The sequence below is a fragment of the Microbacterium sp. ANT_H45B genome (assembly GCF_008369345.1).
Lineage (GTDB): Bacteria > Actinomycetota > Actinomycetes > Actinomycetales > Microbacteriaceae > Microbacterium.
The window spans coordinates 1121450-1143102 of sequence record NZ_VOBK01000001.1 but is presented as its reverse complement, the minus strand read 5'-3'; the positions used below and the strand labels follow the sequence as shown (position 1 = coordinate 1143102).

Annotated in this window: 17 protein-coding genes; 6 read left to right on the top strand and 11 right to left on the bottom strand. The window is 69.4% G+C overall.

Features of this window, described 5'->3' with window-relative positions:
- Window positions 1–45: 45 nt before the first annotated feature.
- The 8 genes from poxB to gabT form a co-directional block, all read right to left on the bottom strand.
- A complete protein-coding gene (gene poxB / locus FQ142_RS05500) occupies window positions 46–1770 on the bottom strand; it encodes a ubiquinone-dependent pyruvate dehydrogenase (RefSeq protein ID WP_149422530.1) in 1725 nt (574 codons plus the stop codon).
- Window positions 1771–1873: 103 nt separating this feature from the next.
- Window positions 1874–3238, bottom strand: coding sequence for an NAD-dependent succinate-semialdehyde dehydrogenase (locus FQ142_RS05495; protein ID WP_149422529.1), 1365 nt, complete (start codon window positions 3236–3238; stop codon window positions 1874–1876).
- A 27-nt stretch (window positions 3239–3265) separates the two neighbouring features.
- Window positions 3266–4732 (bottom strand): NAD-dependent succinate-semialdehyde dehydrogenase, encoded by a 1467-nt coding sequence (locus FQ142_RS05490; protein ID WP_149422528.1) that lies wholly within the window; start codon window positions 4730–4732, stop codon window positions 3266–3268.
- A gap of 33 nt (window positions 4733–4765) precedes the next feature.
- Window positions 4766–6310 carry an APC family permease gene (locus FQ142_RS05485; protein ID WP_149422527.1) on the bottom strand — a complete coding sequence of 515 codons (1545 nt, stop codon included), beginning with the start codon at window positions 6308–6310 and terminating at the stop codon, window positions 4766–4768.
- The gene (locus FQ142_RS05480) at window positions 6310–7194 is read right to left on the bottom strand and encodes a universal stress protein (RefSeq protein ID WP_149422526.1); all 885 of its coding nucleotides are present in this window, start codon (window positions 7192–7194) and stop codon (window positions 6310–6312) included. The genes FQ142_RS05485 and FQ142_RS05480 overlap by 1 nt, the downstream gene beginning before the upstream one ends.
- Window positions 7194–8576: a flavin monoamine oxidase family protein gene (locus tag FQ142_RS05475; RefSeq protein ID WP_149422525.1), complete on the bottom strand. Its 1383-nt coding sequence runs from the start codon at window positions 8574–8576 to the stop codon at window positions 7194–7196. The genes FQ142_RS05480 and FQ142_RS05475 overlap by 1 nt, the downstream gene beginning before the upstream one ends.
- A 78-nt stretch (window positions 8577–8654) precedes the next feature.
- The gene (locus FQ142_RS05470) at window positions 8655–10133 is read right to left on the bottom strand and encodes an amino acid permease (protein WP_149422524.1); all 1479 of its coding nucleotides are present in this window, start codon (window positions 10131–10133) and stop codon (window positions 8655–8657) included.
- A gap of 1 nt (window position 10134) precedes the next feature.
- Window positions 10135–11496 carry a 4-aminobutyrate--2-oxoglutarate transaminase gene (gabT, locus tag FQ142_RS05465; protein ID WP_149422523.1) on the bottom strand — a complete coding sequence of 454 codons (1362 nt, stop codon included), beginning with the start codon at window positions 11494–11496 and terminating at the stop codon, window positions 10135–10137.
- 112 nt (window positions 11497–11608) lie between these two features.
- Between gabT and FQ142_RS05460 the strand changes: the two genes are divergently transcribed.
- Window positions 11609–13117: a PucR family transcriptional regulator gene (locus FQ142_RS05460; RefSeq protein ID WP_149422522.1), complete on the top strand. Its 1509-nt coding sequence runs from the start codon at window positions 11609–11611 to the stop codon at window positions 13115–13117.
- Window positions 13118–13125: 8 nt separating this feature from the next.
- Here the strand turns inward: FQ142_RS05460 and FQ142_RS05455 are convergent, their stop codons facing one another.
- Both FQ142_RS05455 and FQ142_RS05450 read right to left on the bottom strand, forming a co-directional pair.
- Complete coding sequence (locus FQ142_RS05455) at window positions 13126–13752, bottom strand: TetR/AcrR family transcriptional regulator (RefSeq protein WP_056420065.1); 627 nt, start codon at window positions 13750–13752, stop codon at window positions 13126–13128.
- Between the two features lie 36 nt (window positions 13753–13788).
- Window positions 13789–15360 (bottom strand): glucoamylase family protein, encoded by a 1572-nt coding sequence (locus FQ142_RS05450; RefSeq protein WP_149422521.1) that lies wholly within the window; start codon window positions 15358–15360, stop codon window positions 13789–13791.
- A 150-nt stretch (window positions 15361–15510) separates the two neighbouring features.
- On the opposite strand from FQ142_RS05450, the gene FQ142_RS05445 reads away from it, so the two are divergent.
- Together FQ142_RS05445 and FQ142_RS17435 are read left to right on the top strand one after the other, a co-directional pair.
- The gene (locus FQ142_RS05445; protein WP_149422520.1) at window positions 15511–15981 is read left to right on the top strand and encodes a helix-turn-helix domain-containing protein; all 471 of its coding nucleotides are present in this window, start codon (window positions 15511–15513) and stop codon (window positions 15979–15981) included.
- A complete protein-coding gene (locus tag FQ142_RS17435) occupies window positions 15978–16400 on the top strand; it encodes an antitoxin (protein WP_188042317.1) in 423 nt (140 codons plus the stop codon). Before FQ142_RS05445 ends, FQ142_RS17435 begins: the two co-directional genes overlap by 4 nt.
- 6 nt (window positions 16401–16406) lie before the next feature.
- On the opposite strand, the gene FQ142_RS05435 is transcribed toward FQ142_RS17435, so the two are convergent.
- On the bottom strand, window positions 16407–17858 hold the full coding sequence (locus tag FQ142_RS05435; RefSeq protein ID WP_149422519.1) for a helix-turn-helix domain-containing protein: 1452 nt from the start codon (window positions 17856–17858) through the stop codon (window positions 16407–16409).
- Window positions 17859–17994: 136 nt separating this feature from the next.
- Between FQ142_RS05435 and aceA the strand changes: the two genes are divergently transcribed.
- The 3 genes from aceA to FQ142_RS05420 all read left to right on the top strand — a co-directional run bounded on the left by aceA (window position 17995) and on the right by FQ142_RS05420 (window position 21643).
- The gene (gene aceA / locus FQ142_RS05430) at window positions 17995–19320 is read left to right on the top strand and encodes an isocitrate lyase (protein WP_149422518.1); all 1326 of its coding nucleotides are present in this window, start codon (window positions 17995–17997) and stop codon (window positions 19318–19320) included.
- A 172-nt stretch (window positions 19321–19492) separates the two neighbouring features.
- Window positions 19493–21145 (top strand): malate synthase A, encoded by a 1653-nt coding sequence (gene aceB, locus FQ142_RS05425; RefSeq protein ID WP_149422517.1) that lies wholly within the window; start codon window positions 19493–19495, stop codon window positions 21143–21145.
- 120 nt (window positions 21146–21265) lie between these two features.
- Entirely contained in the window at window positions 21266–21643 is a 378-nt protein-coding gene (locus FQ142_RS05420; protein ID WP_149422516.1) for a hypothetical protein, read from the top strand.
- Window positions 21644–21653: the final 10 nt, after the last annotated feature.

The following is a 21653-nucleotide window of genomic DNA, read 5'->3' as shown; positions in this document are numbered from 1 at the left end:
ACACGGGGGCCGGCGCTCCTCCCGGCCGACGCGGGCCGGCCGAGCTCAGAGGAGCTGCCGCCAGTTCGCCCTGGCGAGGTCCAGCAGCTCGTCGCCCCGGCCGGACATGACCGTGCGGATGGCATACAGGGCGAATCCCTTGACCTGCTCGGCCTCGATCGCCGGCGGCATGGACAGCTCCTGCCGCTCGGTCACGACGTCGAGCAGTGCGGGGCCGTCGTGGGCGAGCACCTCGCGCACGGCCTCGGGCAGGTCCTCGCTGTTCTCGACGCGACGCGCGAAGATGCCCATGGCCTCGGCGATCGCCGCGAAGCTCGGGTTGGTGAGATCGGTGCCGTAGGTCACGAACCCGGCCGCCTTCATCTCGAGCTCGACGAAGTTCAGCGACGAGTTGTTGACCACGATCGTCTTCACCGGCAGTCGGTTCTGCGTGAGGGTGAGCAGCTCGCCCAGCATCATCGCCAGTCCGCCGTCGCCGGCGAGAGCGACCACCTGACGGTCGGGATGCGACACCTGGGCGCCGATCCCGTGCAGCAATGCGTTCGCCATCGAGCCGTGCGTGAACGATCCGATCAGTCGACGGTTCTCGGTCATCGACAGGTAGCGCGCGGCCCACACGGTGGGCGAGCCGACATCGGCCGTGAAGATCGCGTCATCCGCGGCCTGCTCGTCGAGCAGCCGGGCGAGGTACTGCGGGTGGATCGGACGCCCCGCCTTCGTCGGCGTGGCGAGGTCGTCGAGCTTCGCCCTGGTCTTGCGGTAGTGCGCCGTCGCGTCGTCGAGGTGGCCGCGATCGCTCTTCTCGGCGAGGCGCGGCAGCAGCGCCGAGACGGTCGCGCCGACGTCGCCGACCAGGCCGAGATCGAGCGGATGCCGCTTGCCCAGCTGTGATCCGCGGATGTCGACCTGGATCGTCGTGGCGTGCTCGGGATAGAACTGCTCGTATGGGAAGTCGCTTCCCAGCACCAGCAGCGTGTCGGCGGCCTCCATCGCGCGATAGCCGGAGGCGAAGCCGAGCAGTCCCGTCATCCCCACGTCGAAGGGGTTGTCGTACTCGATGAACTCCTTGCCACGCAGGGCGTGCACGATCGGAGCACCCAGACGGTCGGCCAGCGCGACGACCTCGTCGTGTGCACCCTCGACGCCGGCACCCGCGAGGATGGTGGTCTTCTTCGACGCGTTGAGCAGGGTCGCCGCCCGCTCGAGCTCGTCGGCGCGGGGCACGACGACCGGATGAGTGCGTTCGATGACGACCGCACGATCGTCGGCGATCTCGGAGAGGGCCACATCACCAGGGATCACCAGCACCGCGACACCCCGCTGCTCGATCGCCGCGCGCATGGCGATCTCGAGCAGTCGCGGCATCTGCGAAGGATCGGCGACGTACTCGACGTAGACGCTGCACTCACGGAAGAGCTCCTGCGGGTGGGTCTCCTGGAAGTATCCGGTACCGATCTCGGTGGTCGGGATGTGGGCCGCGATCGCCAGCACCGGGACCCGCGAGCGGTTGGCGTCGTAGAGGCCGTTGATCAGGTGCAGGTTGCCCGGCCCGCAGGAACCTGCCACCACGGCGAGGTCGCCGGTGAGCGCCGCATCCGCCGCCGCCGCGAACGCCGCGGACTCCTCGTGGCGCACGTGCACCCATCGGATCCCGCCGTCCTTGCGGAGGGCGTCGGTGAAGCCGTTGAGGGAATCACCCGGGAGACCGTAGACACGGTCGATCCCGTTGGCGCGGAGGGTCTTGACGATGTTCGCTGCGACGGTTGCCATGATTCCAACCTACGCCCGCCGCCGTGTGCACGGCCTGGATCGGGGCGGCCCTTCGTCTCGTCGCTGCGCTCAGGAACCGCGCGGCGAGACGACGGGCCGGTGCTCAGCCGATGCGGATGAGCTTCTTGTTGACGAACTCGTCGGCGGCGAGGTGGCCCAGCTCCCGCGAGGTGCCGCTGCGCTTGATGCCGCCGAAGGGCAGCTCGGGGCTGTCGGCGAGCACGAGGTTCACGTAGACCATGCCCGCCTCGATGCTGTCGGCGACGCGCTCGGCCTGCTCGGCATCCGTCGTGAAGACGTACGATCCGAGGCCGAAGGTCGTGTCGTTCGCCAGGGCGACGGCCGCGTCCTCGTCTGCGACCCGGTACACGACCGCCGCGGGGCCGAAGAGCTCCTCGCGGTAGACGTTCATCTCGGGCGTGACGTCGGCGAGCACGGTCGGCGCGAAGAACGCGCCGTCCCTGGTGCCGCCGGTCAGCAGCGTCGCGCCCTGCTCGACGGCCTGATCGATCTGCTTCTGCAGGTTCTCCGCCGCGGCCTCCGACGAGACGGGGCCGAGCACCGTGTCATCGAGCGTCGGATCGGTCGCCGTCACCGACGCCATCGCCGCCGTGAACTTCTCGACAAACGAGTCGTAGAGGTCGTCGACGATGATGAACCGCTTGGCGCCGTTGCACGCCTGGCCGTTGTTGTCGAGACGTGCGTCGACGCCGGCCTGCACCGTGGCGTCGAGGTCGTCGGTGGAGAGCACGATGAACGGGTCGGAGCCGCCGAGCTCCAGCGCGACCTTCTTCAGGTTGCGTCCGGCGATCTCGGCGACGGCGGCACCGGCACGCTCCGACCCCGTGAGAGAGACGCCCTGCACGCGCGGGTCGGCGATCATGTCGGCGATCTGGTCGTTCGTCGCGAGGACGTTCTGGTACGCCCCGTTCGGGAATCCGGCGTCGTGGTAGATCGCCTCGATGGCGGTCGACGACTCGGGGCACTGCGGCGCGGGCTTGAGCAGGATCGTGTTGCCCACGATCAGGTTCGGCGCCGCGAAACGCACGATCTGGTACGCCGGGAAGTTCCACGGCATGATGCCGATGAGCGGCCCGAGCGACGAGCGACGCACGATGGCCGAGCCGTCACCGAGGATCGCGATCGGCTGGTCGGCCATGATGGCCTCGGCCTGGTCGGCGTAGTACTCGGCGATATCGGCCGCGAAGTCGACCTCTCCGAGCGCGGCCTCACGGGGCTTGCCCATCTCGCGCACGAAGACGTCGGCGAGCTCCTCGCGACGCTCGCGGTGCAGAGCGGCCGCGCGGCGCAGCATCTCGGCGCGCTCGGCGACGGTCGAGGACCGGGACCAGTCGCGGTGCGCCGCGTCGGCGGCGGCGACCGCCTCCTCGATCTGCGCGTCCGTGAACGTGTCGAAAGACGCCAGCGTCTCTCCGGTGGCGGGGTTGATGACGGTGTAGTCGGTCATGTGTTCATCCTCCTCTGGGCCGAGCGGTCAGGAGACCGGGATCAGCGTGTACTTGGTGGACAGGTACTCGTGGATGCCTTCGAGGCCGCCCTCGCGGCCGACGCCCGACTGCTTGACGCCGCCGAAGGGGGCCGCGGCGTTCGACACCACACCCACGTTGAGACCCATCATGCCGGTCTCGAGCCGGTCGATCATCCGCTGGCCGCGCTGCAGGTTCTCGGTGAACACGTACGAGACGAGTCCGTATTCGGTGTCGTTCGCGAGGCGCACGGCATCGTCCTCGGTCTCGAAGGTCGCGATCGCGAGCACCGGCCCGAAGATCTCCTCGCGGAGGATCGCGGATCCGGCGACCACGTCGGTGAGCACGGTGGGCTCGTAGAAGGTGCCGGTGCCCTCGACGGCCTTGCCGCCGGCCAGCAGCGTCGCACCGCGGTTCACCGCGTCGTCGACGAGCTCGCCGGCCTTCGCGACGGCATCCGCGTCGATGAGCGGTCCGATCGCGACGCCCTCTTCCGTGCCGCGGCCGATCTTCATCGCGTTCACGCGCTCGGTGACCTTGCGCGCGAACTCGTCGGCGACGTCCTGGTGCACGATGAAGCGGTTGGCGGCGGTGCAGGCCTGACCGATGCTGCGGAACTTCGCCGCGAGCGCGCCGTCGACGGCCTTGTCGAGGTCCGCGTCGTCGAACACCACGAACGGGGCGTTGCCGCCGAGCTCCATCGACACACGCAGCACGCCCTCGGCGGCCTGGGCGATGAGCTTGCGGCCCACCTCGGTCGAGCCGGTGAACGAGAGCTTGCGCAGCCGCGGGTCCGCGATGATCGGAGCAGACAGTGCCGAGGACTTCGAGGTCTGCACGACGTTCACGACGCCCTTCGGAAGTCCCGCTTTCTCGAGCAGCGAAGTGAAGAAGATCGTGGTCAGCGGGGTCAGTGCCGGGGGCTTGATCACGACCGTGCAGCCGGCGGCCAGCGCCGGGGCGATCTTGCGCGTCGCCATCGCGAACGGGAAGTTCCACGGCGTGACGAAGAACGACGGGCCGACGGGACGCTGCGAGACCACCATGTGTCCGGTGCCCTCGGGGTTGATGCCGTAGCGGCCGCTGATGCGCACCGCCTCCTCGCTGAACCACCGGAGGAACTCGCCACCGTATCCGACCTCGCCGCGGGCCTCGGCGAGCGGCTTGCCCATCTCGAGAGTCATCAGCAGCGCGAGGTCCTCCTTGTGCTCCTGCACGAGGTCGAATGCCTTGCGCAGGATCTCGCTGCGGGTGCGCGGCGCCGTGGCCGCCCACGAGTCCTGCGCGGCGACGGCCGCATCCAACGCGCGGATGCCGTCTTCGGGCGTCGCATCGGCGATCGTGCGGATGACCGCGCCGGTGGCCGGGTCCTGCACGTCGAAGGTCTTGCCGGTGCTGCCCTCGACCCACTCGCCGCCGATGAAGAGGCCGGTGGGGATGCTGTCGAGCAGCGCCTGCTCTGTCTGAGTGCTCATGGGAATCTCTTTCTATGGGAACGGGAGGAAGGGTCAGCGGCGGCGAGCGCTCGGCGGCGCGTCGACGCCGAGGGTCTCGCCGCGGAAGAACGCCGGGCGACGGATGGACTGCCAGATCATGACCACGATGCCGATCACGATGATGCCGACACCGAGCACGAAGACGAGCCCGAGGCCGCCGATGTTGGATCCGCTGCCGTAGGCCGGATCCATCGAGTCGATGAGGGTCGTCACGAACAGCACCGCGAGGATGGCGCCGCCGACAAGCGGGAACAGGAACGTGAAGAAGAAGCTCCTGGCCGAGTCGAACCACTGGCGCCGGAAGTACCAGACGCACGCGAACGCCGTGAGGCCGTAGTAGAAGCAGATCATCATGCCGAGCGAGAGGATCGTGTCGGTGAGGACGTTCTCGCTCACCAGGCGCATCACGGCGTAGAAGACCGAGGCGACGACGGCCGAGACGATCGTGGAGTAGCCGGGGGTGAAGAAGCGCGGGCTCACCCGTGCGAACTTCTTCGGCAGCGCTCCGTAGTGCCCCATCGCCAGCAGCGTGCGGGCGGGGCCGACCGCGGTGGACTGCAGCGATGCCGCCGAGCTCGACAGCACGGCGAGCGAGACGAGGAAGGCGAGGGGCCCGAGGATCGGGTCGGAGAGGGCGAAGAAGACGTTCGCGGAGATGTCCTCGTTCGCGAGACCGTACGCGCCCGAGCCGACTCCCGCGAACATGATCAGGCCGATCGCGAGCAGCAGGTAGAGGCTCACCACGACAAAGACGGTGACCATCGCGGCGCGGCCGGGGGTCTTGGCGGGGTCCTTCGTCTCCTCGTTCATGGTGAGCACGACGTCCCAGCCCCAGAAGATGAAGATCGACAGCGACAGGCCCGCGGCGAAGGCGCTGAAGGAGGGGACCTCGAACGGATTGAACCACGACCACGAGAACGCGGTGGGTTCGGGCGCATCGCCCGAGACCGCCTTGATGATCGCGACGGTCGCGAACACGACGAGCACGAGCACCTGGAAGCCGACGAGGATGTACTGGAACTTCTGGGTCGTCTGCATGTCGCGGTACGACACGAGGGTCGCGCCCAGCATGAAGAGCAGACAGACCACGACGTTGATGACGGGGTTGAACGCGAGGTCGGCGATCCCGGGGTTGCCGGAGAGCTGCGCGATGAGGAGGAAGAGGAACTCGACCGCGATGCCCGCCAGGTTCGACAGCACGATGACGGTGGCGGCGATGAGTCCCCATCCGGTCATCCAGCCGATCCACGGGCCGAAGGCGCGCACGCCCCACGTGAACGAGGTGCCGGAGTCGGGCATCATCCGGTTCAGTTCGCGATAGCCGAACGCCGTCAGCAGCATCGGGATGAAACCGACGAGGATGATGGCCGGCACCTGGGTGCCCACGACCGCGACCGTCGGGCCGAGCGAGGCGGTCAGCGTGTAGGCGGGGGCGATCGTCGAGACGCCGATGACCACGGCGCCGAGCACGCCGACGGACCCCGCGCTGAGGCCCTTCTGCGAGATTCCGGTCGTCACACCGGATTCGGGCTCCGTCGCCCGGTTCGAGCTGCTCATCAGCGGACTCCTGCTTCGGCGCGGGTGCGCGGGACGACGATCATCGGGACGGGGAGCTCGTGCAGCATCTTCGCCGCGGTCGAGCCGAGGAACAGGCGGCGCGGCTGCGCCAGGCGGCTGGAGCCGACCAGGACGACCTCGCCGGGGAGCCAGGACAGGTTCGACACCGCATCCTCGACCGTGTCGCCGGGGGCCTCCTCGACGTCGGCGGGCAGGTCCTCGGGCAGCAGCCCCTTGGCGACCGTGAGCACGTCGCGGCCGTGCTCGGTGCCCACCAGGCGGATGGCACCGGTGTCGAGTCCGGGTGGGACGTCGAACGGGACGAGGGAGACCAGGCGGAGACCGACTCGCGACGTGGTGGCGATCGCCGCCGCCTCGTCGAGCAGGTTGTCGGCGCCGGGGCGGGTGCCGACCGCGACGGTGACGCGCGGCAGCACATGATCGTCCTCCTCGGCGGTGCCCGCGGGGGCCAGCGCGACCGGGATGGTCGACGAGTGCAGCAACTCCGACGCCACACTGCCGAGGCGGTGGCGTCCGAAGATGCTGCCGTTGGCCGTGCCGACCACGATGATGCGGGCGTCGAACTCCTCACCCGCGGCGATCAGCCCTTCGGCGAAGGATTCCCCGAACCGCACGTGCCCCGTGCGGGTCAGCTCCTGCGGCAGGCGCACGACCGCATCTTCGAGCCACTCCTTCGCCTGGCGGCGGATGTGGTCCTCGTACGCGCGCTCCGGCGGGACCGCCGCGCTGCGCGTGCCCTCGGAGGGCAGCACGATCACGAGATGCAGGACAGCCCCGAGACTGCGGGCGAGCCGCGCGCCGAGAGCCGCGGCATCCGCACCCGCGTCCGTCGCCGTGTACCCCACGACGACCGCGCCGGGCATCAGCCGACCTCGGCCTGGTCGCCGGCTGCCCTGCGGGACTCGACGATGGTCGACGCGACGAGGTGCCCCATGCGGATGGCGCCGTCGACGTGCTGGAATCCGGCGCCCGCCATGTCGCTGCAGGCGAAGTGGATCGGGCCGACGGCGGTGCGCAGATCCGCTCCGTAGCGGTGCAGGCCGCCCATGTCGAAGCTGGCGGCGTATGCCCCGCGCGTCCACTCCTCGGTGCCCCAGTCGCTCTCGTAGTAGACAACGGGGTTCTCGGCCTCGGGTCCGTAGTAGTGCGACAGCGAGGCGAGGATGCGCTCCTTGCGCTCCTCGGCCGACAGCGCGAAGAGGTCGTCGGCGTTCTGGTCGCTGACGAAGCCGACCAGGGTGCCGCGCTCGTCACCGTGATTGGTGTTGTCGTACGCCTCGTGGGCGAGCTCGTACGGGCTGAAGGCGGTGCCGCTCAGGCCCTGCTCGCGCCAGAACGGGCGGTCGTAGACGGCGTGCACCTTGATGACGAAGCCCATCGAGAGGTGCTGGTGCAGCTGGTGCTGGCGACGCGGCAGCGGCGGCACGAAGGCGATGCGGCTGTAGAGCACGGGAGCGTGCGCGAGGATCGCGAAGCGGGCGCGCACGGTGAGCTCGTCGGTCGTCGCCGTGACGCCGTCATCGCTCCACTCGAGCGAGCGCACGGGCTGGTTCAGGAGGACGTCGTCGCCCAGGCGCTCGGCGAGCAGCAGCGGCACCTTCTGCAGTCCGCCGACCACGCGCTGGTCGAGGATGAAGTCGGCATCGACGAGGTTCGAGTACGACCCTGCCGAGGCGGCCATGTGCAGCGACTGCAGCAGCGAGAACGAGTGCGTCGGCTTGGTGAGCATCGCCGAGCCCGTGGCGAACGCGAGGTTCAGCACAGCCTCGTCGTCGTCGGTCTGCGCGCGCAGCCAGGCGTCCCACGTCACCGAGTCCCACTCCGCGGCGCGGGGGTGCGCCCACGGCTGGTCGGGGTCGATCTCGGCGACCATCGCGTCCAGCTGCGACGTGATCTCGGCGATGACCGCCTCGGTCGCCGCCGACACCGGGAACATCTCGCCGGTGAAACGGTGCACCTGTCCGTCGGGTCCGACGTAGACGCTGTCGCCCTCGCGATAGCGGCTGTAGGTCTCGAGACCGAGCTCCTCGATCGTGTCCTTGAGCGCGTCCTGATCCGGCGAGACCCACTGGCCGCCGAGCTCGAGCATGGCGCCGTCGACGACGTCGGTCCACAGCCGTCCGCCCACCCGGTCGCGGGCCTCCAGCACGGCGACCGACAGGCCGGCCTTGCGCAGGTCGTTCGCCGCCGTGAGCCCTGCGGCTCCGGCGCCGACGATCAGCACGTCACGAGTGATCTCAGCCATCTGCTTCTCCTTCGTTGGAAAGTGTCGTGCCGGTCGCGATCCCACATCCCCCGATATGGATCGCGACCGGACGGGTGTTCAGGTCGCGACGGCGTCGCTTCCCGGAGTCGTGGTGGTCGGCACCGCGGGGCGCTTCGCGAGATTTCGGCGCACGAGCGGCCAGAAGAGAACGAGGACGCCGGTGGCGATCAGGCTCGTCCACACCTGGGTGCGCCCGCCCTCGGTCGTGAGCATCACGACGACCACCGCGGCGATGCACGCGATCAGCAGGAAGTTCAGCCACGGGTGCAGCCACATCTTGAGCGTGAGGTTCGCGACCTCCTCCGACGTCATCCGCTGCCGCAGGCGCCACTGGGTCAGCGCGATGAAGACGTAGACGAACAGCGCGACGAGTCCGGCGGAGTTCATGATGAAGTCGAAGATCCCCGACCCCGGCGTGAAGAAGTTCACCAGCGTGGCGATCAGCCCGCCGATCGTCGAGGCGAGCAGTGCCATCACCGGCACGCCGCTTCTCGACTTCTTCGCCACGACGCGCGGCGCGAAACCCTGCTCGGCGAGCGCCGAGAACATGCGGGATGCCGAGTAGAGACCCGAGTTCAGCACCGAGATGACCGCGGTGAAGATGACGAGCTGCATGATGATGCTCGCGCCGGGGATGCCGAACTGCTCGAGCGCGTACGTGAACGGGGCGGTGGCCACGTCGGTCGGCACGGGGAGCTCGTCCCAGGGCACCACCGTGACGATGATGAGCACCGATCCGACGAAGAAGAGCAGGATCCGCCAGATGATCGTGCTCGTCGCCTGACGGATGCCCTTGGCCGGGTTCTCGGACTCGGCGGATGCCATCACGGCGATCTCGGTGCCGAAGTACGAGAAGATCACGAGCGCGACTCCGGTGAATGCGACGCCGAAGCCGTTCGGGGCGAAGCCCCCGTGCTCCCACAGGTTCGAGACCGAGACCTCGGAGTTCGGCCAGAGGCCGAAGGCGAACAGCAGACCGGCGCCGAGGAACACGACGATGGCGAGCACCTTGATGCTGGCGAGCCAGAACTCGACCTCGCCGAACGTGCGGACCGAGATGACGTTCGTGCCGACGAAGATCGCGATCAGGACCAGCGACCATGCCCACGACGGGACGACCGGGAACCAGCCCGCCAGGGTCTCGCCGCCGAGCACCGCCTCGTAGGCGAGCACTCCGACCCAGAAGTACCAGTACAGCCACCCCACCAGGTAGGCGGCCCAGTTGCCCAGGCCGACTCGGGCGTACTCCATGAAGGACCCGATGGCCGGGCGCGAGGCCGCCATCTCGCCGAGCATGCGCATCGCGAGGAACACGAGCAGTCCGCCGATGAGGTAGGACACCACGGCGGCCGGTCCGACCGTGCGGATGACGTTGCCGGATCCGACGAAGAGGCTCGCGCCGATGATCCCCCCGAGGGTGATCATCGTGACGTGACGGGACCGCAGCTTCTTCGTGCGCGGGTTCGCCCCGGCGAAACCGGCCGACGTCTCAGGAGAGACGGGCCGGTCCCACTGCGATTCCGATTCCGCCGACATGTCAGGCCTGGGCGAGTGCGGCGGCGACCACGTCGAGACCCTCGTTCAGCAGGTCGTCGCCGATGGCGAGCGGAGGGAGGAAGCGGATGACATTGCCATAGGTGCCGCAGGTGAGGACGATGACCCCCTGCGCGACGCAGGCCTTGGCGACGGCCGCGGTGAGCGCGGCGTCGGGCGCCTTCGTCTCGGGATCGACGAACTCGGCGGCGATCATGGCGCCGTGTCCGCGGATGTCTCCGATGCGGGCATCCTTCTCCTGCATCTCGCCGAGGCGCCGCGTGAGGATCTCGCCGATCTCTCGCGCGCGCTCGATCAGGCCGTCGTTCTCGAAGACGTCGATCGCGGCGAGCGCCGCGGCGCAGGCGATCGGGTTGCCGCCGTAGGTGCCGCCGAGGCCGCCGGAGTGCGAGGCGTCCATGATCTCGGCGCGGCCGGTGACGGCGGCGAGGGGCAGGCCGCCGGCGATGCCCTTGGCGGTGGTGATGAGGTCGGGCTCGATGCCGAAGATCTCGCTGGCGAACATGTGGCCGGTGCGCGCGAAGCCGGTCTGCACCTCGTCGGCGATGAAGACGACGCCGTTGGCACGACACCACGACGCGATCGCGGGGAGGAACCCGTCGGCGGGGACGATGAAGCCGCCCTCGCCCTGGATGGGCTCGATGATCACGGCCGCCAGGTTGTCGGCGCCGATCTGCTTCTCGAGCTGCAGGATGACGCGGGAGGCCGCCTCGCCGCCCTCGAGCCCGTCGCGGAAGGGGTACGACATCGGCGCGCGGTAGACCTCGGGGGCGAACGGTCCGAAGCCGCTCTTGTACGGCATCGACTTCGCGGTCAGGGCCATCGTGAGGTTGGTGCGGCCGTGGTAGCCGTGGTCGAACGCGACGACCGCCTGGCGACCGGTGTGCTTGCGCGCGATCTTGATCGCGTTCTCGACGGCTTCGGCGCCGGAGTTGAACAGAGCACTCTTCTTGGCGAAGTCGCCGGGGGTGAGCCGGTTGAGCGCCTCGGCGACGCCGATGTACGACTCGTAGGGCGAGATCATGAAGCAGGTGTGCGTGAACTGCGCGGCCTGCGCGGCGACGGCCGCGGCGACCTTCGGGTGCGCGTTGCCGACCGTGGTCACGGCGATGCCGGAGCCGAGGTCGATCAGGGAGTTGCCGTCGGCGTCGACGACCACGCCACCGCCGGCCGCGACGGCCGCGACGGGAACGGTGTGCCCGACACCGGCGGCGACGGCGTCGGCCTTGCGGGCGAGGATCTCGGCCGACCGGGGGCCGGGGAGGTCGGTCACGAGTCGACGCTCCTGGGGGAGGTCGGGGCCGCCGAGGGGAACTGCGACTGCTGCGGTGTCGAGGAGTGCCATGTGGGCGAGCGTACGACCGCGGTGGGGGCCCCTGCATTCGCCGGACTGTACAATCTGATCAGGATCATCGCCGCGCCGTACAGTTCGGCGCGACGGGCAGGAGGTCATCGGCATGGATGCGACCGAGCAGCCGACGCTGCGCGCCCTGCTCGCTCGCACCGATCTGGGGCTGCGTCTCGTCTCCCGGGAGGACCTGCTGCCGGCCGGCGCACTGGACCGCCCGCTGCGCTGGGTGCACAGTTCCGACCTCGCCGACCCGACGCCGTTCCTCGCCGAGGATCTCGCGCTGCTGACCACCGGCACGCAGTTCGATGCCGATGCCGACCTCGACGTCTACGTCGACCGGCTCTCCGATCGCGGCGTGCTCGGCCTGGGTTTCGGTTCCGACGTGCACCGCGCCGGGGTGCCCGACGAGCTCGTCGTAGAATGCGCGCGCCGAGGCATCCCGCTGTTCGAGGTGCCCTACCGCACGCCGTTCATCGCCGTCGCCCGCGCGCACTCCGAGGCGATCGCCGCTCAGGCGTACGCCCGCAGGTCCTGGGCACTCGACACGCAGCGCGCGCTCGCCCTGGCGGCGCTCCGCCCCCGCGGCCTGGATGCGACGGTCGCGGAACTCGGCCGCCGGCTCGGCGTCTGGGTCGGGATGTACGACGCCTCCGGCGCGCTGCAGCTCTCGCATCCCCCCTCGGCCCTGCCGTCGGAGGCGCTCGCCCCGCTCGGCGTCCGCGCCACCGAGGTGCTCGCGCGCGGACTGGAGACCGGGCAGTCGCTCACCATCGACGAGCGCACCTTCACGCTCTTCACGGTCGGGCGCGGCGGGCACCTGCGGGGCGTCATCGCCCTCGCCGTCGATGCTCTCGACGCCGAGGCGCGCACCGTCGTGACATCGGTGATCGCGATGGCGGGTCTCGCCCTCGAGCAGAGCGATCAGCTGGCCCGCAGCCGCCGCCGGTTGCACTCGCAGCTGCTGGGCTCGCTGCTCGGCGACGACGCCGCGCTCGCCCGCCGGGTGCTCGGCAGCATGCCCGCGGCTCCGGTGATCGTCGCCGTCGCCGCGGACGGACCGGCCGGCCCCCTGACGGACTGGTGGGAGCGGCGGCGCAGCGAGCACGGCACGGCGAGCTTCCTCGCGGAATCGGCGGACGGCGTCGTCCTCTGCCTCTCCGCCGCGGACGCGTCTCTGCTCGACGAGGTGGCCACCCGCTTCGGCGTGCGCATCGGCGCGTCGGGCTCGGAGTCCTACGACGCCTTCTCCCGCGCGCATGCCCAGGCCCTCGCAGCACTCCGGCAACAACAGGGTCCGGGCGTCTTCGCCTACGCCGACACGGTGGGCTCCAGCATCCTCAGCGCACTCGCGACCGACGAGGCGCGTCTGGTGGCCGAGTCCCGTCTCGCAGCTCTCCGCGACCACGACACCAGGACCGGCGGCGAACTGGAGACCTCGGTGCGCATCTGGCTGGAGCACGATGCGAAGAGCGAGGCCGCGGCCGCGGTGCTCGGCGTGCACCGGCACACTCTGCGCTCCCGCATCACCCAGGCGGGCGTGCTGCTGGGGTTCGACCTGTCGTCGTTCCCGGCGCGCGCCGAGCTGTGGGCGCTCCTGCAGACCGCCAGGGACTGACGACGCTCTCAGCCGGTCGGCGCCGCAGCGGGAGTCAGATAGCCCGCGACGAACTCCTCGAAGAGCAGGACCATGTCGACGGAGTCGTCGAGGAGCCACTGCAGCTGGATGCCGTCCATCACCGCGCTGATCAGTCGCGCCGCACGGGCGGGATCGATGTCGTCGCGCACCTCGCCGTCGACCTGCCCGCGGCGGAGGATCTGCTCGGCGTCGGCGGCACGGTCACGGTAGCGGGCCGCGAAGTCGACGTGCGAGGGGTGGTCGGGGTCGGTGGCCTCCGCCGAGATGATCGCGTACAGCGACGTCAGACCGCGCGAGGTCCGGTTGTGGGCCACGACCCTCTTGGCCTGCTCGATCAGCGTGTGCTCCGCCGGGTCGCCCGCGGCCGCCCGCACCTTCTCATCGCGCTGACGCAGCACCTCGGCGAACAGCTCCTCCTTGTCGGCGAAGTGGTGCAGCAGCCCCGCCGGCGTCACGCCGACCCGCTTCGCGATCTCCCGCAGGGATCCACCGTGGAATCCCGTGCGGGAGAACACGGCGAGCGCTTCGTCGACGATGGCCTGTCGGCGAGCCTGCCCCGTGGCGTACGGACCACGGGGCCTTCGTGCCGCTGCCGACCGCTCATCCGTGCTCATCGCCCACTCCGTGTCCTCCCGCGCGGCGAGGCGGGCTCAGCCGTGGTGGCCGTGCCCCGCTCCCCATGACGAGCCGAATACCTGCTGTCTCATCGCGGGCCGCAGGCGCTGCTCCATCTCGCGGTCCACAAAGTAGTCCTTGAGTGTATCTTTCGTGAGCTCGTTGCCGATCGCGGCCATGATCATCGACTGGTCCAGCGACAGATAGCGTTCGGCGACCGTACCGCTCTTCACGGCGACGGCGTCGTAGAACCCGCCGGGCCCGTAGGCGCCGAGGTCCTTCTCGATGCCCTCGAGGTTGCGCAGCGCGCCCTTGCGGTCATAGGGCAGGGCGAGGAATGCCGCGTGCGGGGTCACGACCCCGTCGCCGAACTCCGGCGCGGGATTCGTGCCCTCCGCACATCCCGGCCGGTCGACGTCGACGTCGGTCTTCTCGGCGTCCGAGGTGTAGCCGTCCGACCGCATGCCGGCGATGTCCACGCCGTACTCCGCGTATCCGCCGAACGGATCGCTCGCGGGCGAGAAGCCCCAGTATCCGTATCCGGCCTCATCGAGCCCGTGCTGCTTCTGCACGGCGACCGTGATGGGGTGGTTGAGCTTCCAGGACTTCGGCCCCCACTTCGTCTCGGGCACGAGCAGGTCGGGCATCAGCGACTCGAACATGCTGCCGCCCCAGCTCGGGACGAACGACATCCCGTCGTAGGAGTAGGCACCCTCCCAGACCTCGACGCCGTCGTAGGCGCGGTACTCGCCCTGCGGCAGCTGCTCCTGCCAGGCCCAGTCGCATCCGGGAGGCATCGTGCGGTGGGTGCCGTACAGCGCGGTCGCGGGGATCTGCCCGTTGGCGATGCCGAGGTAGGTCGCGATGCGACTCTCGCTGACGGTGGTGTCGTAGTGATGGCAGGTGTAGAACGCCGTCGCCCCCGAGCCGTTGTACATGGGCGCCTCGACGCTGCAGTCCGGCGGCGGGGCATCCCAGAAGCCGCCGCGATTCGTGCCGGCCGGGAGACCGGCGGCGCCTGCGGGGTCGAAGAACGATGCGAAGTCCATCGAGTCGTAGAGGGCATCGGCCTGCCCCGCGAGGGCGGGATCCGCTTCGCGGACGATGCGCAGCGAGGCGGCGAGCCATCCGTTGTCGACGGTACTGAGGAACGGGTACACGGTGTCACCCGAGTCGGGCCACGTCGTCAGCTTCTCTCCCGTGGTGGGCGAGTACCAGTTGTAGAACATGCCGCTCGCGTCGTTGCGTTCGAGGCCAGCGAGCGTGTCGAGGGTCGTCGACAGGCGGGAGTGCGCCTCGGCATCGTCGATGATGCCCAGGTCGCGCGCGGTCACGGTCGACCACAGGTATCCGCCGATGTTGGTCGGAGAGGTGTACTCCCCCGGGGTCTGCAGATCACCGGTGACGTTGTCGGACGGCAGGCCCGTCTGCTCGTCGGTCATCGCATCGAGTGACCGCCAGGTGTCGGTCGCCCAACGCTCGAGCTCGTGCGTCCCCGGCCTGCCGCCCCCGCCCGCCGGACCGCCGCCGGCGACCGCCGGGCCCGCGAGTGCCAATCCCGAGACGACCAGTCCGGCCGTCGCCACTGCGCTCATCCATCGCTTCATCGTGTCTCCTCGTCGAGAACGGCGCCGCCGATCGCAGCGCGTCGATCTGCGAAAACCTAACACGTGTTCGGTGTTCACTCAACCCCCTCCCGCTGAGAGCGCCTTCCCCGAGCAGAGAGATGCCCGTACGCTATATCACGGAGGTATCTCATGGCTCACCGTTTCGACCCTCAGCGCAGCGCGGCCCTCGTCGCCGCGGCACGAGCAGATCGGCAGATGACTCAGGCTCAACTCGCGCGAGCGGCGCGGATGAGCCAGCCGAACATCGCGGCCATCGAAGCCGGGCGTCGTGCTGTGGGGCCCGATGCGCTGGAGCGGCTGTTGAGCGCTGCCGACTATCGGCCGAGCCTCCCGCTGGAAGAGACGGCGGCAGCGATCGTCGCCGCAGGTGTCCGACGCGGTATTCGAGACATCCGCGTCTTCGGCTCCGTCGCGCGAGGCACCGACCACTTCACCTCCGACATCGATCTCTTGGCACGCGTGGACGCGGACCGCAGCTACTTCGATGTCGCGCTGTTCCAGAACGAGGTCGAGGCTCTCACCGGGTTCCCGGTGGACATCGTGGTGGACGACGCCGCACGCCCCGCTTTCCTCGACGACACCACCCTCGTGCCGCTATGAGCGATCAGAGCCGGCCGCACGGACACTCGTTCACCCGTGTTCCCCGCGCGGGCGACGGCGCCACGGCAGCCGAGATCTCGCTCATCAAAGTGAACGACAGCCTCGACGCCATCTCGACGCTTCTCGACCACGCGGTCTCGGGCGGGCGAGAGGCTTTCGTTCGAGACTCACCCGCGTACGCCTCTGGGTCGATGGCGGTCATCCGCGCCGCGGCGCTGTTCGAAACCGAGGAGTTCGAGGCGCATCTGGGCAACGTCGCCGACGAGGTCAGACTCGCACTCATCACGATGCGAAACATCGCCGCGCACTCCGGCTGTCGCTCCATGAACGACGACCTCTTCTGGCAGACGCTCATCGTCGGCCTTCCGCCGCATCTTGAATCCTGGCGCGCCGCGGCGCGAAACCGTCTCACCGACTGACCGGCCTCAGCGGGGCGCGTGCGCCTCGAGGAACTCGTACACGTCGGTGGTGTCGACGCCGGGGAACGACCCCGTGGGCAGGGTCGCGAGCAGCGTGCGCGGCGTCTTCACGTTGGGCCACGAGTTCTCGCGCCACCGCCCCTCGAGCTCGGCGGGAGCCCTGCGACAGCAGACCTCCACCGAGTGCTTCGACACGCCCCGGTGCGGGGTGTCCCGCCCGACGAACCACTTCGTGTCATCGAAGCGCACGCCCACGCTGACCGAGTGCAGTCCCTCGCTCGACGCCTCCACCCTGGCCGTGCACCAGTAGGTGCCGTTGCCGGTGTCGGTGTACTGGTAGTACGGATTGAAGCGGTCGTCCTCGTCGAAGACCACGCGACTGGTCCAGCGACGGCAGCACATCTGCCCCTCGATCGCGCCGAGCCGATCGGTCGGGAAGTTCACGTCGTCGTTCTCGTACGCCTTCGTGATGGTGCCGGACTCGTGCACCTTGAGGAAGTGCACGGGGATGTCGAGGTGGCGGGTCGCGAGGTTCGTGAAGCGATGCGCCGCCGTCTCGTACGAGACCGAGTACGCGTCGCGCAGATCCTCGATCGAGATCGCCCTGCGCGTCTTCGCCTCCCGCAGCGCCGGCACCACGTGCGCCTCCGGGATCAGCAGCGCGCCGGTGAGGTAGTTGGTCTCGACGCGCTGGCGGAGGAACTCCGCGTAGCTGCGGGGCTCGGAGTGTCCGAGGATGCGACTCGAGAGCGCCTGCAGCACGGCCGTCCTCGCGTCGCCCTTGGCCGGCACGCTGCTCGACAGGTACAGCCGCCCGTGGGCGAGATCGGCGACGCTCCTCGTCGTCTGCGGAAGGTCGGGGGCATAGTGCAGCGTGAAGCCGAGATGCGCGGCGATCTCCGATGCGGTCCGCTGGGTGAGCGGACCGCCGGGGTGGCGCACCGCGGCGAGGAGCTCCGCCGCCTTCGCCTCGAGGTCGGCGAAGTGGTTGTCCTGCCTGCGCATCAGATGACGGAGCTCGACGTTCGCACGCCTGGCCTCCTCCGGTGTGGCCGCCCGCTCGTCCTTGAGCCGATCGATCTCGCCGTGCAGAGCCAGCAGCGCCTTGAGAGCATCCGTCGGCATGCTCTTGGCGATGCGGAACGGCTCGATCCCGAGCGCCTGGAACGTCTGCCCCTTCATGGCCCGTTCGAGGGCGATCTCGATCGCGCTGCGCTCGTCGAGCGGCTCTCCCTCGAGCAGCGCGTCGATCGTGACACCGAGTGCCCGCGCGATCGCCTGCAGCTGCGTGAGCTTCGGCTCCCGCTTGCCGGTCTCGATCATCGACAGCTGGCTCGGGGCACGATCGACGGCCGCGGCGAGGTCGTCCAGGGTCATCCCGCGCGCCGTGCGCAGCTGACGGATGCGGCGTCCGATCGTGAGGGCGTCGGCGTCTTCTTCGACCGTGGAGGTGCTCATGGGGCCGATTCTGTCACAGAAACAGAATTTCGAGCGATCTTCACACCGGGATCGGTCAGTGGAGCGGGACTTCTTCACACACAGTGGGAACACGCCACCCGGCTTCACTGTCCGGGCATCCCACGGAGGAGACACCATGACGAACACCGCTCAGAATCACACACCCCGCCCCGCGGGTCTTCGCGCCGGCGACCAGGTTCAGACGGCCGCCGAGCTGCAGGAGATCTGGGAGACGGATCCTCGCTGGGACGGCGTCGAGCGCACGTACTCGGCCGACGACGTCATCCGCGTCCGCGGGTCGGTCCGCGAGAACTCCACCCTCGCCCACCGCGGGGCCGAGAACCTCTGGAACCTGCTGCACACCGAGGACTACGTGCGGGCGCTCGGTGCCTACACCGGCGGGCAGGCCGTGCAGCAGGTGCGGGCGGGCCTCAAGGCGATCTACCTCTCGGGCTGGCAGGTCGCGGCCGACGGCAACCTCGCCGGGCAGACGTACCCCGACCAGTCGCTCTACCCCGCGAACTCTGTGCCTGCCGTGGTCCGCCGCATCAACAACGCGCTGATCCGTCAGGACCAGCTGGAGCACGCCGAAGGCGAGATCACCCGGGACTGGCTCGCGCCGATCGTCGCCGACGCCGAAGCCGGCTTCGGCGGTCCGCTGAACGCCTACGAACTCGCGCAGTCGCTGATCCAGGCCGGCGCCGCCGCCATCCACTGGGAGGACCAGCTGGCGAGCGAGAAGAAGTGCGGGCACCTGGGCGGCAAGGTCCTCGTCCCCACACAGCAGCACATCCGCACGCTCAACGCGGCCCGCCTCGCCGCGGACGTCGCCGGCGTGCCGACGGTCATCATCGCCAGGACGGATGCTCTCGCCGCCGATCTGCTCACCAGCGACGTCGACGAGCGGGACCAGCGGTTCACCACCGGCGAGCGCACCGCCGAGGGCTTCTACCGCATCCGCCCCGGCATCGAGTCGGTCATCAGCCGCGGCCTCGCCTTCGCGCCCTACGCCGACCTGCTCTGGGTGGAGACCGGGGAGCCCGACATCGAGCTGGCGCGCGAGTTCGCCGCGGCGATCCACGCCAGGCACCCGGGCAAGCTGCTCGCCTACAACTGCTCACCGAGCTTCAATTGGAAGCGTCATCTCTCCGACGCCGAGATCTCGACGTTCCAGCAGGAGCTGGCCGAACTGGGGTACCGCTTCCAGTTCATCACCCTCGCCGGCTTCCACGCCCTGAACCACTCCATGTTCGATCTCGCCCGCGGCTACGCCGAACGCGCCATGAGCGCCTACGTCGAACTGCAGGAAGCCGAGTTCGCCGACGAGGCGAACGGCTACACCGCCACCAAGCACCAGCGCGAGGCGGGAACCGGTTACTTCGACGTGATCTCGACCGCACTCAACCCCGACAGCGCGACCCTCGCGCTCGCCGGCTCCACCGAGACCGCGCAGTTCCACTGAACACCGCGCCCTTCGTCTCGCTCCGCGGTTCCTGAGCGAGGAGCGCAGCGATGAGACGAGGGGCGACCACCCTTCCCACCCTTCCCGCCCTTCGCGCCCTTCGTCTCGCTCCGCTCGCTCAGGAACCGGATGTGACGAGACCAAGGGCCACCCGATGAATAGGACCACGACCATGACCACTCCCACCGCTCCCCCGACCACCGCTCCGATCCAGACCACCCAGCAGGGTCCCGCGATCACCGTGACGGGGCCGCTGCGAGAGCACTACGACGAGATCCTCACCCCCGAGGCCATCGCCTTCCTCACCGAGCTGCACCACCGCTTCGCGTCGCGCCGCCACGACCGGCTCGCCGACCGCCTGCGACGGCACTTCGAGATCGGCACCGGGCACGACCCGCGGTTCCGCGACGACACCAGGCACATCCGCGACGACGCGGGGTGGCGGGTGGCGGGAGCAGGTCCCGGGCTCGAGGACCGCCGCGTCGAGATCACCGGGCCGACGGATCCGAAGATGACGATCAACGCCTTGAACTCGGGAGCCCGAGTCTGGTTGGCCGACCAGGAGGATGCCACGAGCCCCACCTGGCGGAACGTCATCGAGGGACAGCTCTCGCTGCGCGACGCCATCCGCGGCGCGCTGTCGTTCACGTCGCCGGAGGGCAAGGAGTACCGCGTCACCGCGGAGCGCACGCCCACGATCGTGATGCGTCCCCGCGGCTGGCACCTCCCCGAGAAGCACCTGCAGTTCATCGACCGCGCGGGGCGCCGCACCGCGGCATCCGGGTCGCTCGTCGACTTCGGTCTGTACTTCCTGCACAACGCGGAGGAGCTGATCGCGAACGGTCGCGGGCCGTACTTCTACCTCGCGAAGCTGGAATCGAGCGAGGAGGCGAAGCTGTGGGACGACGTTTTCTCGTTCAGCGAGGAGTACGTGGGGATCCCGCACGGGACCATCCGTGCGACAGTGCTCATCGAGACGCTGCCCGCGGCGTTCGAGATGGACGAGATCCTCTACGAACTGCGCGATCACTGCGCGGGGTTGAACGCGGGTCGCTGGGACTACATCTTCTCGATCATCAAGAACTACCGTGGTCGCGGCGCCCGCTTCGTGCTCCCCGACCGCAGCGAGGTCACGATGACGGTGCCCTTCATGCGGGCCTACACCGAACTGCTCGTGCAGACCTGCCACAAGCGGGGCGCCTACGCGATCGGCGGCATGAGCGCCTTCATCCCGAACCGGCGCGACCCCGAGGTGACGGCTCGGGCGATCGAGAAGGTCACGGCCGACAAGCGCCGCGAGGCCGGGGACGGCTTCGACGGCACCTGGGTGGCGCACCCCGACCTGATCCCGACCGCTCAGGCCGAATTCGATGCCGTGCTCGGCGACGGGACGAACCAGATCGACCGCTCGCGCCCCGAGGTCTCGGTGACGGCGGCGCAGCTGCTCGATCTGCACATCGGACGGCCGATCACCGGTCAGGGCGTGCGCGACAACGTCTCGGTGGCGATCCGATATCTCGAAGCGTGGGTGCGCGGCCTCGGCGCCGTGGCCATCGACAACCTGATGGAGGACGCGGCGACCGCCGAGATCAGCCGCTCGCAGGTGTGGCAGTGGATTCACCAGGACCGCACGACCGAGGACGGCACGCCGATCACGGCCGAGTACGTGGAGGGTCTGATCGGCGAGGTGCTCGACACCGTCGACCGCACCGACGGCGACCGCTTCGACGATGCGGCGTCGGTATTCCGCGACGTCGCGCTGAAGGAGGACTTCCCCGCGTTCCTCACCCTCGGCGCCTACTCGCGGTTCCTGGTCGAGGACTGACACCGCCCTCCCGTCGCGCCTCCGCGTCGACCGGTTCAGCCGCGAGACGCAAGGCGCGACGGGAGCGGTCGTGCGCGATTCATGCCGACATCCGTATGCCCGCTGTGCCACGCTGTGTCGATGAGCGACGCCTCCGAGTCCCGGCCCGCCTCCTCGCCGTTCGCTCCACCCCCGGCGACGCGCCGTCCGGTGCCCACGCCGCACGCACCGCCGCGGGGAGGACGGTACTTCGGCGCATTGGTGACCGCCTGGCTCTCATTCGGGACCTGGATCCTCGCACTGCTGCTTGTCGTCCTCGCGCTCCTCGCCGGCGGCGGCTATGCGCTCTTCCTCCCGGTGCTCTTCGTCTGGACCTCCTGGATCTGGAGCCTGGTGGGCGTGCTCGCGCTGCTGCTGGCCATCGGCATTCCGCAGTGCACCGGCCTCCGCACCCTCGCGTCCTTCGGCATCGTCCTGCACGTACTGTCCTTCGTCACCTTCATCCTGATGTACGGCTGAGACCTCAGTC